Consider the following 12,526-nt stretch of genomic DNA (forward strand, 5'->3'; position numbering starts at 1 on the left):
CAAATTCCGTCGATCACGGCAATCGCCTTGTTCAGCAAGTCCGCGCGTGGGAATCAAGCCGCTGACCGGGTCGGGAAATGTACACTGCAGATTCGCGCGCTATCGAAGGATTCGCGATTCGCTTGCTTGCGTTTTGGGCCTCGATAGGTTTTAAGCCCGGTGACTTCATGACCGTTGGCATGAACGAGAAACGCGCTGCGTGGTTTTACCACATTCTAGACAGAGTTACATCGTAGCTCGCGCGCCCCAAATTCAGAGGATTTCAGCATGGCCAAGATGACGAAGAATCAATTGATCGACGCGATTGCCGAAAGCACGCAGATCTCGAAGAACGACGTAAGGACCGTCATCGAGCACATGGCGACTGTTGGCTATAAAGAGCTGAACGAATCCGGAGAGTTCGTCATTCCTGGCTTTGTGAAAATGTCCGTCGTGCATAAGCCTGCCACAGAAGCTCGCAGCGGCGTAAATCCTTTTACGAAAGAGCCGATGGAATTTGCAGCGAAGCCAGCCAGCAAGTCAGTCAAGGCGTCACCTCTCAAGGTCGCTAAGGACGCCGTCTAAGACTGCGGTTTGCGGCGAGCCAAGCGCGCAAGCAATGCAACGGCGCGTGGCTGGGCCGCCTAATCCTTTGATCCGTTGACTGCGGCAATGGCCCTGATCATCGCATCCTTCAGCGCTGCGTTGTTGGCGGGATTCGATTGCCGGCGTTGGCCGGGATCGTCGAAATCGTGGGTCGCGCCGGGATAGAGCACGACGTCGATCTTGCTGCCGGCGGCGACGGAACGCTGCGCGACCTCCTGGCACCGCTCGGGCGACACTTCCTCGTCGTCGGATCCGAGCAGCATCGTGATCGGCGCGGCCGACTTGAGCGTCGGCGCCAGCAGGGCCGCCGGCCCGCAGCCGGGATAGAACACCAGCGCCGCGCGATAGCCCGACGTCGCCGTACCCTGGCGCTGCATGACGTTCAGCGCGGTGCTGCCGCCGTTCGACCATCCCTGCAGGAAGATGCGGTTCTCCCGGACATCCTTCTGGCTGCGCAGCCAGCTTAGCGCGCCCTCGGCGTCGAGCGGCCGCACGGTCTTTTCGTTGACGTCGGCGCGATCGGGGTCGTCATGCGTGAAGCGGCCGAAGCCATGGGCCTTGCCGCGCGGCCCAAAGCTGTCCGGCAGCAGCGCGACGTAGCCGTGATCGGCCCAATACCGGCCCCACATCGCGTGGCGCTTGGAGAGGCTGCCGGCATTGCAGGCCGCGGACGGAGCTGTGCGCGACACCAGCGTGCAGTCCTTGTTGACGTTGATCGAATAGGGGCCGCCGCGGCCGTGCAGCAGCACGATGGCGGGGTGCGGGCCCGGCGTTTGCGGCCGAAAAAGATAGCCGACGATCTCGGTCTTGCCGTCGGCGCTCGGGAAGAAAACGGCGTCGGGCGCGGCCGCCGCCGCTGTCGGCAATGTCGTGAGCATCAGGAGGGCAATCTGAATCGCGCGCTGGGTCATCCCCACAGCATGAGCAACATTTTCGGATGAATTACGGCATGACTGCCTCCAGCAATGCAAAGCCGCATGGCACGCTGCACGGTGCTCGGCTTGTGAGGTGAGGGGCCGCCCGCTACGCTTCGCAAAAAAGCGGGAGCGAGCGGGAGCGAAACGGCATGAAGCAGATCAGGATCGGCGACATCACGATCGACGCGGTGATCGAGCGCGAAGGGCCGTGGCGGCGGCCGCAGGATTTCTTCCCGACCTATGACGATGCCGTGTTCAAGCATCACCTGAAGACGATGGAGCCGGAGGTGTTCGATGCCGCGCGCGGCATGATGGTGATCACCTACCAGACCTTCGTCGTGCGGACGCCGCGCCATACCATCCTGGTCGACACTTGCACCGGTGAGGACAAGGGGCATCCGCCGCCGTTCGACTTCCCGGGCAAGGAGCGCTGGCGCAACGAGCTGTTCGCGCTCGGGATCTCCTACGAGCAGATCGACTACGTGTTCTGCACCCATCTGCATATCGACCACACCGGCTGGAACACCACGCTGCGCGACGGGCGTTGGGTACCGACCTTCCCGAACGCGAAATACGTCTTCCACAAGGGTGAGTATGCGGCCTGGGAGGCCGAGAACGCCAAGGGCGCCAATCCGCCCGGCACGGTGTTTCGCGACAATTGCCTGCCGATCGTCGAGGCCGGGCAGGCGCTGCTGGTCGACGACGACTATGCGCTCGACGACACCGTGACGCTGACGCCGACGCCGGGGCATTCGCCCTGCCATTGCTGTATCAACATCTTCTCGAAGGGGCAGCGCGCCGTGGTCGCCGGAGATCTGATGCATCATGCGATCCAGTGCCGCGAGCCGGAATGGTCGGCAAAGCCCGATTGGGATCCGAAGCAATCGGCGATCTCGCGGCGAAAATTCTTTGGCTCCGTCGCCGGGACCGACACGCTGATCCTGCCGATCCATTTCCCGGCCCCGACGGTCGGCCTGATCACCGTGGACGGCGACCGCTTCGACTATCGCTTCAAGCGGGAGTAGGCGACCCGGACGGTCGGGAGCTCGGTATCATCAGAACCGCGCCGTGCGGGTCCGGTGCGGAGCCTGGGTCAGAAACCGTTCGAGATCGGTGCAGAGGCGGTGTGCGAGCTCCTCGTCGATCTCGAACGTCGCGACGGTGCCGGCGCAGTCGATTGCGATGGTCCCGCGCAACGGTGCGGCTGACATGGTCGATACCACGATGTTTGTCGCTCTCTGCACGGTCATGTCGTCAACGTCCCTTCAGGCCGGATGCCGCCATCCTCATTTCGGAATGACCGGGCGTCCCTTTCGTTTTTTCTCTTCGATGAATCTCACGCCGATCTCGGTGCCGTCGACACGGACCAGCTCGCAGCGGCGGAAGGCCAGTCCCCGCGAGGACAAAACCAGGAAGAACTCCTGGGCCTTCAGCACATCAAGCGTTCCGTCGACCTCGAGCCGGGCGCCGCTCTGCGAGACGTCGAGCAGGATGCAACTCCGCCGCCATGTGCCGTCGACACCCATAAGATTGACGGGATAGCGGGTCTCGAGCCTGACCCGCTCCGCCCTGCGGTCACCATACGTCATTACGCTACTCACACTTTCGCTGAAGGCTTCGCAGTCAGCTCGCTGAGCGAACCGAACCGGATCATGCGCTGCGCGTTCGACAGCGGCAGCCCTTCAAACATCTGCCGGGCGCGCTCCAGCTCGTCAGGTGCGACCGTCAGGCCGGCCTTTCGGTAGCTGACGATCGCGGCCGTGGTGTTCCAGTTCAGTCGCGACGCGCGGCAGGCGATGACGAGCGCGTTGCTGGTGGCGGCCTCCATCAGCGGCGCGATGGTCTCGATCGGAACGCTCGCGAGCTGCGCCAGCGCCGCGACGAGGTTGCGGACCTCTTGCCTGATCGCGAAACGGTTGACGCTGGAATCGTTCAGCTGTCCGGACTTGTTCAGGGCCATCACCGTGGCCCGCGCCTCCGCATAGTCGATCGTGGCTGGTGGTTTTGCGGAGGCGCGGGCTGCGCCGGCGTCGATGGCGGCGCGGATCGCGTCCTGAATGTCGGGACGTGCGCGCTTGAGCAGCCGGGCCTGCTGACGCGGCGTGGACCGCATGACGAGATCGGCAAGCACGCGGTGCGGCAGGTCGGCGCGCGATATCAATGCGTCCGCGATGCTGTCGTCACGCTCGGCAGCATCGACCATCATGGCAAAGCCGGCGCTGGTCAGTTCCGCGCCGGGATTTTCGGCCAGGGCGCGCAGGACGCTGCCGTCGCCACGCATCAGCAGAATGTCCGTGAGCTCCTGGTTGACGGCCTTGCGTCCCGCGATCGCACAGAGATGTCCTTCGGCCCGCATCCAGGCGATGTCGATCAGATCGGCATTCGGAATGCTGTCGCATTTGCGCAGGATCGGCGCGGCGACATCGGCGTCGTCATGATTGGCGAGCCGCCGTGCCAGCTCCCGCGGCACCAGACGCAGGTCGGCAAGGGAGCGGCTGAGCGTGGTCAAAGTCCGCAGCTCGACGCTCTCGGTCAGGCGGACCAGGATGTCGTCGAACAGCCCGACATGGTGTTCGTTGAGCCGGTGAGCGTCTTCGAGAAAAAGCCCTGCCACCTCCCGCAGCATGCGCGTGCGGTGGTCTGGTGAGCCGGCCTTCAGGACATGGTCGAGTTCGGCAATAAGATCGGGCGAGGCAATGACTGTCATTGCGGTACCTAAAATGTTCCGCGATGGGGAACTTCACCGTCCCCACAACCAATCTGCTCCCCGAATCTTTAATAGGGGTATAGAAATTGATGGGAGGATCGATCCCGGTGGTGGATATCCCGGCAAACACTATCGAAAATCGGCAGCAGCGCTGCTTTGCCTGATTGTCCGGTTCGAGGAGCGGACCGCATTTTTCCTGATTGAGCCCATTGGACGATTCGCATTTTGTGCACGGAAATTATCAATGAGGCCGGCGCGCTTTGCGCTGCGCCGCGCGGACATTTTCAAGACCTTTTCACAGGAGCAGTCATTTGACGGCGCCATTGCTGGTGCCGAGAGTCTTTCGTTTTGACGATGTCGATGCATTCCGGAGTTCGATCCGAGATCTGGATGTTGATTTCACGCCACTCGCGCGGAAGATTTCGGCCGAGCAGATCATCCTGAGTTTGCCGGGATGCGAGCTCAACTACACCCAGTCCTTTCCGCGGATCGTCGACGCGCAGCTTGCGCGGCACACCACGGCGGTCGGCTTCACGATGGATGACGGTGTCCCGATGCGGTTCAACGGTGTCGAGCGCGATCGCGCGGTGATCGTGCTTGGCGGCGGCGGCGCGTTCTATACCTCGGTGGAGCAGACGCCCCGGCAATATGTCTCGGCGATGTTCACGCCGGAGATTGTCGATCGCGGTTGGCCGCAACCGGGTCTCCATTTCAGCATTCATGAAATTTCTCAACGCGCGCAGGATCGGCTGCGCGAAGTGGTGCGGCAGATTCTGCTCGTGACGTCGCAGCAGACCGATGATGCCCAGTTCGCGACCGGCGCCTCGATCAGGGAAACGCTGCTTGCGGCGATCGACGGCGCCTTCGCCGAGATCGTGCCGGCCAAGTGGGCGACGCGCGCCAACACGACCCGGCAGTTCAAGGTCTTCAACGATGCGCGTGCCATTCTGGCCGGCGACGTGGCTCATCCGATCTACAGCGGCGAACTCGCCAGGCAGATCGGCGTGTCGGTGCGCACGCTGCACGACGCCATCCAGCGCTACCGGGGCGTCAGCCTGCATCGCTACTTGAGATTGCGGCGGCTATGGCTGGTGCGCCAGCAACTGCTCGCCGGTGCGCACAGCGTCAAGGCCTGCGCGCTGGCCTACGGATTTTGGCACCTGAGCGATTTTTCGCGCAGCTATCGGTCGCAGTTTGGGGAGGCGCCATCGGAGACGCTGGCCGCCTCGCGCCGCCCTGGCGCCGTGCGCGCCGAGACGGCCGCTGGCAGTTACGAATCGTAACCGTCGATCTGAACGGAATCTTAACGGCCGCCGAAGAGGCTATTGGTACGATTCCACCAGAGGCGGCGGTGATGCATCCCCGGAGATTTGCGCGTGTTCGTCCGACAGGATGCGTATCCAGTGTAGTCAAGCTGCAGCTCGAACCCAAGGCGCCGCTGATCGAATGCCGGCTGGTGGACTATTCCGCCGGAGGGGCCTGCCTCGAGTTTCAGAAGCCGATCCAGCTGCCCGAACGTTTCGAAATGTTTCATGGCAACACCAAGAAGCGTTGCCGGCGGGTCTGGAGCAGGGGTGTGCGGGTCGGCGTCTCGTTCTGAGCGCCTCAGGTGATCCACCCGTCAATAGCCGTTCGGGCCGCGCCCGGCGCGACCCGATGGTCTTGTCCCGATCGAAGCTGGAGGGGAAGTGCCGGCGAGGGGCTCAGGCGCCGCTCTGGCACTTCTTCATGAACGAGTTCTTGGCCGCGCCGGCGAGCTTCTTGCCGTCGGAGCCGACCGCCTTGGTCTCGCAAGCGTCCGTCGTGCACTTCTTCATGAAGGAGGTCTTGGCCGCGCCGGCCAGCGGCTTGCCGTCCTTGCCGACCGCCTTCGTCTCGCAGGAGGCGTCCTGTGCAAGTGCCGAACCGGCGGCAAAGGTCGCGATCACGGCCGCCAAGAAAATCCGCTTCATCTGGGCTCTCCCTAAACCAAACCAGTGGCCGGATTGGATATCGGATTCTTGGCCCGATCAAGTTCCCACAGCCGATTTTGTCGGTAAAATGCCCCGATCAGAGCAAGGAAATTCCGCGTGCAGCGCGGAACAACAATGGGGGACGCCCGGAATGGAATTCGAGACGCTGGTACAGACACGCAAAAGCGTGCGCGGGTTCAAGAAGCAGCCGGTGTCCCGGGCGACCGTGGAGGAGATCATCGAGGTGGCCAAGCGCGCACCGTCCTCGATGAATACCCAGCCCTGGCACGTCCATGTCCTGACCGGGGCGCCGTTGGAGGAAGTGCGCCGCCGCAACATGGAGGAGATGATCGCCGGCGCCAAAGCCAAGCGCGACATCGTCAGCCATGGCGAGTACCAAGGCGTGCACCGCGGTCGCCAGGTCGACATCGCCAAGAAGCTGTTCGGGGCGATGGGGATTGCCCGCGACGACAAGCCGATGCGGCAGGATTGGGTGCTGCGTGGCTTCCGTCAGTTCGACGCCCCGGTCTCGCTGGTGCTCGCCTATGACCGGGTGCTCGATCCGGGCGCGGTCTGCCATTTCGATCTCGGCGCGCTCTGCTACGGCATCGTGCTGGCGGCCTGGGATCGCGGCCTTGGCAGCGTGATCAACGGCCAGGGCATCATGCGCTCCGACATCGTGCGCGAGGTCGCCAATATCCCGGAAGACCAGGTGATCATGACCTGTGTCGCGATGGGCTATCCCGACGACAGCTTTGCCGCCAATGCGGTGCGGTCGGAACGCGAGGCCAACGACAACTTTGTCCGCTATGTCGGCTTTGCCGAATAGAGGGATATGACCAGTGCGGACCCGCAGCATCACCGGCGCGGTTGCCCTCGCGTTGGTCGTCATCATCTCGGCCCTCGGCTCCGGGCGAGCGGAGGGCATACGTCTCGATGCACTCAAGATCCCGGTGCCGAATGCGGGAGGGGCAGGGCCGTCCACCGCGCTGCTCGACGCAATCGTGCTGCGGCCGGATGACGGGCAGCCGCATCCGCTGATCCTGCTCAATCACGGCTCACCGCGTTCGGCGAGCGACCGTCCGGCGATGAGCCCTTACGGGATGTGGGCACAGGCTGTGGAGTTCGCCCGGCGCGGCTGGGTCGCGGTGGCTTTCCTGCGCCGCGGCTACGGCGCCTCGCAGGGTGGATGGGCCGAGACCTACGGAGGGTGCTCCGACCCGGACTATGCGAAGGCCGGCCGCGCCGGCGCCAGCGACGTCGCAGCCGCCGCCAAATTCATGACCGGTCAGGCTTACGTCAGCAAGGGGAAGTGGATCAGCGTCGGCCGCTCGGCGGGAGGCTTTGCCACGGTCGCGTTGACGTCGATAGCGCCGCCGGGTCTGGCCGCTGCGATCGCGTTCGCGCCGGGCCGTGGATCGACCGGCCCCGATACGGTCTGCGAGGAGGACGAACTCGTCGACGCGTTCGCGCAGTTCGGCAAATCCTCGCGCATCCCGCTGCTGTGGGTGTCCGCCGACAACGATCATTTCTTTGGCCCAAAACTCGTGACGCGATTGTCGGATGCGTTTGTGAAAGCTGGCGGCAAGCTCGCGCTGGTTCGAACGCCTGCCTTCGGCAGCGACGGGCACACGTTGTTCAGCGAGCAGGGAACAGCGATCTGGGCGCCGATCATCGATCGCTTCCTCGGGGATAACAACCTCGTGCTGCGCGATCGGCTGCTCGACGCGCCCGCGCGTCCGGCGCAAATACGCACGCGCTGACCACGCCGCGGGATATTGAATTCCGCGCCGTGAAACCCTCGCGCGAGCGTGAGTGCGAGCGCGCGTTTCCGCTATTTGTGCCGATCGAAAATGCGATACTGGGTTTCTGAACCACAACAGCACAAGCGAGGAATCTCAGATGAGCGATGATGAACAGACAGCCATGATCCGCGAGACCGTCGCGAGATTCGTCGATCGCGAGCTGATCCCGCTCGAGCCGCAATATCTGAAATCGAAACTGCCCGGCAGCGATCATCCCGAGCTCACGCCGGAACAGCGCAAGCGGCTGCGCGACGTCTCGAAGGAGCTCGGGCTCTGGGGCCTCGATGCGCCCGAGGATCTCGGCGGCCACGACCTGCCGACGCGCACGATGGCTGCGGTGCACGAGGAGCTCGGTCGCAGCTGCGTGCCCTTCGTGCTGCCGCCGGACTCGCCGAACCTGCGCATGCTGCAGGCGGTCGGCACCGAGGCGCAGAAGAGGAAATATCTGCAGCCCTATATCGAGGGCCGCATGGCATCGGCGATCGCGATCTCGGAGCCCGGCGCCGGCGGCGATCCCGCGGCCATGAAGACCCGCGCGGCGCTCGAAGGCGAAGAATGGGTGCTGAACGGCCGCAAGATCTGGATCAGCAACGCGCGCGCCGCCGACTTCATCATCGTGATGGCGCGTGTCGGCAGCGACCAGCGCCAGGGCGGCATCACCTCCTTCATCGTGGAGAAGGGCACGCCGGGATTCATCATCGAACGCGAGATCCCGATGGTCGGCGGCGGTTCGACCTACGAGATCGTGTTCGAGGACTGCCGCATCCCGAATGACTCCGTGCTGGGCGAGGTCGGCAAGGGTTACGCGCCGATGCAGCTGCGCCTGCGCACGCGGCGGCTCGAGATGGGATCGACCTGCGTCGGCATCACCAAGCGCGCGCTCGACATGATGTGCGATCACGCCAAGCAGCGCGAGACGTTCGGCGTCAAGCTTGCCGAGCGCCAGGCCATCCAGTGGTGGATCGCCGATATCTCCACGCGCATGCATGCCTGCCGGCTGATGGTGCGCGAGGCCGCCGACAAGACCGATCGCGGCGAGGACATCCGCCACGAGGCCTCGATGATCAAGGTGTTCGCGACCGAGATGGCCTATGACGCCTGCGACCACGCCATGCAGACGCTCGGCGCGCTCGGCGTGACGCTGGAATTGCCGCTCAACGCGCTCTGGCAGAAGGCCCGCCTGATGCGGGTCTACGAAGGCCCGAGCGAGGTCCATCGCCAGTCGATCGCGCGTCGCGTGCTCGGGTTGCGCGGCGGTTAGAGGGCGCGCGGCTGATTACGCCGCCCGCACGTCGGAGAGGAAGCGGTTGACCTGGCCGGCGAGGTCCTTGGATTGCGTCGAGAGCTGTTCGGCCGCGCCCAGCACCTGGGTTGCCGCAGCGCCGGTGTCGTCGGCAGCGCGCTGCACGCCGGAGATGTTGGAATTGACCTCTTGGGTGCCGCGCGCGGCTTCCTGAACGCTGCGCGAGATCTCCTGGGTTGCCGAGCCCTGTTCCTCGATCGCGGCGGCAATCGCGGTGCCGATCTGGTCGATCTCGGTGATGACGTCGACGACGCTCCTGATTGCGGTGACGGTCTCGTCGCTTGCGGTCTGGATCGCGGTGATCTGTTCGGCGATCTCCGTGGTCGCCTTCGCGGTCTGGCCGGCGAGCGATTTCACCTCCGAGGCGACCACCGCAAAGCCGCGGCCGGCCTCGCCGGCGCGCGCCGCCTCGATGGTGGCGTTGAGCGCGAGCAGGTTGGTCTGTGCCGCGATGCTCTGGATCAGCGTCACCACGTCGCCGATCTTCTGCGCGCCGTCGGCCAGCGAACGCGCGGTGTCGCCGGTGCGGCGGGCATGGTCGACCGCGCGCGCCGCGATCTCGGTCGAGGTCGCGACCTGGCGGGCGATCTCCGAGATCGAGGAGGTCAGTTCCTCGGTCGCGCTCGCCACCGTCTGCACGTTGGTCGAGGTCTGATCCGACGCGGCAGCCACGACCGCGGCCTGGCGGTTGGTGGCGGCGGCGGTGGCCGACATCGATTGCGCCGTATCCTCCATGACTGAGGATGCAGCCGACAGTCCGCCGACCAGTTCGGTGACCTTGGCTTCGAAGGCGTGGGTCAGATCGTCGAGCACGCGGGCGCGGCGCATCTTGACGTCGTTCTCGGCTTCCTTCTCGGCAGCGAGGCGATCGGCTTCGATCTTGTTGTCCTTGAACACCTGCACGGCGGCGGCCATGGCGCCGATCTCGTCGTTGCGCGCGGCGCCCGGGATCGCCTCGGCGACCTCGCCCGCGGCGAGACGCGACATCCGGCCGGTGAGGGCGGCGATCGGGTTGAGGATGCGGCGGCCGACCATGACGATGAGGCCGGCACTGACCGCAATGACCGCGAGCAGCCCGACCAGCGCAATCACGAAGCTGAGCCGCGCCGACGAATAGGCGCTCGCAAGGCCCTGCTCGGCATTCTCGTAGAGCGCCTCGCGCACGGTGATGATGGCGGCGAGGCCGATTTGCGATTCGGGGTAGTAGGTGTCGAGGTCCTGCTCGTACTTGCCGGTCACCGCGCCTTCCTTGGCGAACTTCAGCGCCTTGCCGAACCGCTCGACATAATCGGCCTGCATCTTGCCGAGTGCCGTCATGACGTTCGCTGGCGTTGCCGGATTGTTGCGCAGCTCCTGCAGCGTCGAGAGGATCTGCTCGGTGCGGCCGGTCGAGCGGTAGAGTTCCAGCTTCTCCTGATCGGTCGCGACACGCTTGGCGCCGACCAGCGCCTTGTGCAGGCTGGCATTGAGGCCGCCGATGTCGCGCAGCGTCCAGGCGACGTTGGCGTAGCTGGCCTGGCGATAGGCATTGCCGTCGAGGCCGGCAAGCCGGCGCACCTGCTCATCGAGCAGCGTGGTGACACCGGCGTTGAACACGGAATTGTCGGCGACGATCTTGCCGGCGGCCGCGCGGCGGGCATCGGCCGGGCCGGCGATTGCAGCCGCAATGGCGTCGCGCAGCCCGGCAAATTTCAGCTTCAGCGCATCGATCGCGCTCGCGACCGCCTCGCCGTCGTCGAGCGATCCCGGCAGCGCGGCGCGCACCTGGTTGACCTTGGCGAGCGCGCCGTCGGTCAGCCGGCGCTGACGGTCGAGTTCGGCGATCTGCTTCGGATCGATCGTGGCGGTGCCGAGCAGCAAATTGGTGGCGTAGCCGCGCTCGGGGTTCATGTAGCGCGGGATATCGCCGACGGCGCGGACGATCTCGAGCCGGCCCTGCGCGGTCGAGATCTTGTCCATGGTCTGGTACTTGGTCACCGCGACATAAGCCGCCAGTCCGCCGCCGACCGCGGACAAGGAGACGATCGCAGCCGTCAGGAGAGTACCGATTTTCATGGGATGCGCGCGCCATTCTGGACGAGAGAGGGGAGGCCTCAACCGTACCTTGTGCGCATTAAGCTTGGGTTTACGATACGCGAGCCGCGGCGCTCCGGGCTATCCATCCTGCCCGAAAGTCCAACCGTCCAAAAGTTCAAGGCGCCGCCCCGCCGTGCGTGGCGTTCAGTGCTCGTCGTCGTCAGCGCCCTTGGTCGCAGGGCGGTGCTGGGTCGCGCCGCCCGAGCCCGCCTCGCCGCAGGGCAGCTGGGTCCAGGTGCCGTCCGCGGCCTGCTGATAGGCCTGGCAACCGGCTGAAGTTGTGGTGGTGGTGGATTTGTCGTCGGCTTTCTGCCGCTCGGCACTCTTCGCCAGCGCTGGCGTTGCAATGGCAGCGATGGCTGCGAGCGAGCCTGCGAAAACCAGCCCTGCAATCCGCATGTCGGGTTCTCCTTCTCGAAGCGAATTCATATCCAGAGAAGAAATCTGGCGATTTTGGGCCGCAGCGTATGGTCTGCGACGAATTGCTTAATGCCGGGAAAACGAACTGGGACGGCGATTAACATCTGCGCGTGGCATCGCAGGACGCTGTTGCCGCACCGTGCTAGGATCGCCCCATCATGACCCACCGCATTCTCGTCTTCTACGGCTCCTATCGTTCGGATCGCATGGGCATCCGGCTGGCGCATTTCGTCGTCGAGGGCTTTCGCGCCCGCGGCGACGATGTCGAGTTGATCGATGCCAAGGAGGTCGGTCTGCCGATGCTCGACCGGATGTACAAGGAACATCCCAAGGGCCACGCGCCGGCTGTGCTCGAAACGCTCGCCGGAAAGATCCGCGACGCCGACGGCTTCCTGTTCGTCACCGGCGAGTACAACTGGGGCATGCAGCCCGGGCTGAAGAACCTCACCGATCATTTCCTCGAGGAATGGTTCTGGCGGCCCGCGGCGATCGCGAGCTATTCGGCCGGACGATTCGCCGGGGCGCGCGCCGCGACCGCCTGGCACGGCACGCTGTCGGAGATGGGCATGGTTGTGGTGTCGAGCACGATCAGCGCGGGGCCGATCGCGCAGACCCTGTCGGCCGAAGGCCAGCCGATCGGCGAGGGCGGCAAATCGCTCGAGCGCGCCTTCCCACGCTTTGCCGACGATCTTGCCTGGTGGATGGAAGCCGCCAAGGCGCAGCGGGCGCGCAAGGCGCCGCCGTATTGAACCAGTCCTCGG

General features: G+C 64.8%; 16 protein-coding genes. 9 read left to right on the forward strand and 7 right to left on the reverse strand.

The window, feature by feature from the left end; all coding sequences use genetic code 11:
- Window positions 1-267 precede the first annotated feature (267 nt).
- Entirely contained in the window at window positions 268-564 is a 297-nt protein-coding gene (locus HAP48_RS36400; protein WP_166204598.1) for an HU family DNA-binding protein, read from the forward strand.
- Between the two features lie 59 nt (window positions 565-623).
- On the opposite strand, the gene HAP48_RS36405 is transcribed toward HAP48_RS36400, so the two are convergent.
- On the reverse strand, window positions 624-1,496 hold the full coding sequence (locus HAP48_RS36405) for a dienelactone hydrolase family protein (protein ID WP_175612256.1): 873 nt from the start codon (window positions 1,494-1,496) through the stop codon (window positions 624-626).
- A 155-nt stretch (window positions 1,497-1,651) separates the two neighbouring features.
- Between HAP48_RS36405 and HAP48_RS36410 the strand changes: the two genes are divergently transcribed.
- A complete protein-coding gene (locus HAP48_RS36410) occupies window positions 1,652-2,527 on the forward strand; it encodes an MBL fold metallo-hydrolase (protein WP_166204599.1) in 876 nt (291 codons plus the stop codon).
- A gap of 30 nt (window positions 2,528-2,557) precedes the next feature.
- On the opposite strand, the gene HAP48_RS36415 is transcribed toward HAP48_RS36410, so the two are convergent.
- From HAP48_RS36415 to HAP48_RS36425, 3 genes are read right to left on the reverse strand one after another with little or no spacing between them, the layout of a single operon-like run.
- Window positions 2,558-2,752 (reverse strand): hypothetical protein, encoded by a 195-nt coding sequence (locus HAP48_RS36415; protein WP_166204600.1) that lies wholly within the window; start codon window positions 2,750-2,752, stop codon window positions 2,558-2,560.
- A 36-nt stretch (window positions 2,753-2,788) separates the two neighbouring features.
- On the reverse strand, window positions 2,789-3,091 hold the full coding sequence (locus tag HAP48_RS36420; RefSeq protein WP_166204601.1) for a PilZ domain-containing protein: 303 nt from the start codon (window positions 3,089-3,091) through the stop codon (window positions 2,789-2,791).
- Between the two features lie 8 nt (window positions 3,092-3,099).
- Window positions 3,100-4,209 (reverse strand): DUF2336 domain-containing protein, encoded by a 1,110-nt coding sequence (locus HAP48_RS36425; protein ID WP_166204602.1) that lies wholly within the window; start codon window positions 4,207-4,209, stop codon window positions 3,100-3,102.
- Between HAP48_RS36425 and HAP48_RS36430 the strand changes: the two genes are divergently transcribed.
- The 3 genes from HAP48_RS36430 (at window position 4,199) to HAP48_RS36440 (ending at window position 5,809) form a co-directional block, all read left to right on the forward strand.
- Complete coding sequence (locus tag HAP48_RS36430) at window positions 4,199-4,561, forward strand: hypothetical protein (protein WP_166204603.1); 363 nt, start codon at window positions 4,199-4,201, stop codon at window positions 4,559-4,561. The two genes, HAP48_RS36425 and HAP48_RS36430, sit on opposite strands and share 11 nt — an antisense overlap.
- Window positions 4,521-5,492 (forward strand): AraC family transcriptional regulator, encoded by a 972-nt coding sequence (locus HAP48_RS36435; RefSeq protein ID WP_224496752.1) that lies wholly within the window; start codon window positions 4,521-4,523, stop codon window positions 5,490-5,492. The genes HAP48_RS36430 and HAP48_RS36435 overlap by 41 nt, the downstream gene beginning before the upstream one ends.
- Before the next feature lie 71 nt (window positions 5,493-5,563).
- A complete protein-coding gene (locus HAP48_RS36440; RefSeq protein WP_165123412.1) occupies window positions 5,564-5,809 on the forward strand; it encodes a PilZ domain-containing protein in 246 nt (81 codons plus the stop codon).
- A gap of 103 nt (window positions 5,810-5,912) precedes the next feature.
- Here the strand turns inward: HAP48_RS36440 and HAP48_RS36445 are convergent, their stop codons facing one another.
- On the reverse strand, window positions 5,913-6,161 hold the full coding sequence (locus HAP48_RS36445) for a hypothetical protein (RefSeq protein ID WP_166204604.1): 249 nt from the start codon (window positions 6,159-6,161) through the stop codon (window positions 5,913-5,915).
- 151 nt (window positions 6,162-6,312) lie between these two features.
- Here HAP48_RS36445 and HAP48_RS36450 point away from each other — a divergent pair, with 151 nt between their 5' ends.
- The 3 genes from HAP48_RS36450 (at window position 6,313) to HAP48_RS36460 (ending at window position 9,227) form a co-directional block, all read left to right on the forward strand.
- Window positions 6,313-6,990: a nitroreductase gene (locus tag HAP48_RS36450; protein ID WP_166204605.1), complete on the forward strand. Its 678-nt coding sequence runs from the start codon at window positions 6,313-6,315 to the stop codon at window positions 6,988-6,990.
- A gap of 13 nt (window positions 6,991-7,003) precedes the next feature.
- Window positions 7,004-7,924, forward strand: a complete 921-nt coding sequence (locus HAP48_RS36455; RefSeq protein WP_166204606.1) for an alpha/beta hydrolase family protein — start codon at window positions 7,004-7,006, stop codon at window positions 7,922-7,924.
- A gap of 139 nt (window positions 7,925-8,063) precedes the next feature.
- The gene (locus tag HAP48_RS36460) at window positions 8,064-9,227 is read left to right on the forward strand and encodes an acyl-CoA dehydrogenase family protein (protein WP_166204607.1); all 1,164 of its coding nucleotides are present in this window, start codon (window positions 8,064-8,066) and stop codon (window positions 9,225-9,227) included.
- Between the two features lie 15 nt (window positions 9,228-9,242).
- Here HAP48_RS36460 and HAP48_RS36465 read toward each other — a convergent pair whose 3' ends face one another.
- Together HAP48_RS36465 and HAP48_RS36470 are read right to left on the reverse strand one after the other, a co-directional pair.
- Entirely contained in the window at window positions 9,243-11,324 is a 2,082-nt protein-coding gene (locus tag HAP48_RS36465; protein WP_166204608.1) for a methyl-accepting chemotaxis protein, read from the reverse strand.
- 165 nt (window positions 11,325-11,489) lie between these two features.
- Window positions 11,490-11,744: a hypothetical protein gene (locus HAP48_RS36470; RefSeq protein ID WP_166204609.1), complete on the reverse strand. Its 255-nt coding sequence runs from the start codon at window positions 11,742-11,744 to the stop codon at window positions 11,490-11,492.
- Between the two features lie 179 nt (window positions 11,745-11,923).
- Between HAP48_RS36470 and HAP48_RS36475 the strand changes: the two genes are divergently transcribed.
- Entirely contained in the window at window positions 11,924-12,514 is a 591-nt protein-coding gene (locus HAP48_RS36475) for an NADPH-dependent FMN reductase (protein WP_166204610.1), read from the forward strand.
- Window positions 12,515-12,526: the final 12 nt, after the last annotated feature.

It is taken from the genome of Bradyrhizobium septentrionale, from assembly GCF_011516645.4.
GTDB classification, from domain to species: domain Bacteria; phylum Pseudomonadota; class Alphaproteobacteria; order Rhizobiales; family Xanthobacteraceae; genus Bradyrhizobium; species Bradyrhizobium septentrionale.

What these genes read in the sequence shown, in the direction of transcription:
- HAP48_RS36410 (WP_166204599.1), top strand. Translation starts at nt 1,652, where the DNA reads ATGAAGCAGATCAGGATCGGCGACATCACGATCGACGCGGTGATCGAG.
- HAP48_RS36415 (WP_166204600.1), bottom strand. Translation starts at nt 2,752, where the DNA reads ATGACCGTGCAGAGAGCGACAAACATCGTGGTATCGACCATGTCAGCC.
- HAP48_RS36460 (WP_166204607.1), top strand. Translation starts at nt 8,064, where the DNA reads ATGAGCGATGATGAACAGACAGCCATGATCCGCGAGACCGTCGCGAGA.
- HAP48_RS36430 (WP_166204603.1), top strand. Translation starts at nt 4,199, where the DNA reads ATGACTGTCATTGCGGTACCTAAAATGTTCCGCGATGGGGAACTTCAC.
- HAP48_RS36450 (WP_166204605.1), top strand. Translation starts at nt 6,313, where the DNA reads ATGGAATTCGAGACGCTGGTACAGACACGCAAAAGCGTGCGCGGGTTC.
- HAP48_RS36400 (WP_166204598.1), top strand. Translation starts at nt 268, where the DNA reads ATGGCCAAGATGACGAAGAATCAATTGATCGACGCGATTGCCGAAAGC.
- HAP48_RS36405 (WP_175612256.1), bottom strand. Translation starts at nt 1,496, where the DNA reads ATGACCCAGCGCGCGATTCAGATTGCCCTCCTGATGCTCACGACATTG.
- HAP48_RS36425 (WP_166204602.1), bottom strand. Translation starts at nt 4,209, where the DNA reads ATGACAGTCATTGCCTCGCCCGATCTTATTGCCGAACTCGACCATGTC.
- HAP48_RS36420 (WP_166204601.1), bottom strand. Translation starts at nt 3,091, where the DNA reads ATGACGTATGGTGACCGCAGGGCGGAGCGGGTCAGGCTCGAGACCCGC.
- HAP48_RS36440 (WP_165123412.1), top strand. Translation starts at nt 5,564, where the DNA reads ATGCATCCCCGGAGATTTGCGCGTGTTCGTCCGACAGGATGCGTATCC.
- HAP48_RS36470 (WP_166204609.1), bottom strand. Translation starts at nt 11,744, where the DNA reads ATGCGGATTGCAGGGCTGGTTTTCGCAGGCTCGCTCGCAGCCATCGCT.
- HAP48_RS36445 (WP_166204604.1), bottom strand. Translation starts at nt 6,161, where the DNA reads ATGAAGCGGATTTTCTTGGCGGCCGTGATCGCGACCTTTGCCGCCGGT.
- HAP48_RS36465 (WP_166204608.1), bottom strand. Translation starts at nt 11,324, where the DNA reads ATGAAAATCGGTACTCTCCTGACGGCTGCGATCGTCTCCTTGTCCGCG.
- HAP48_RS36475 (WP_166204610.1), top strand. Translation starts at nt 11,924, where the DNA reads ATGACCCACCGCATTCTCGTCTTCTACGGCTCCTATCGTTCGGATCGC.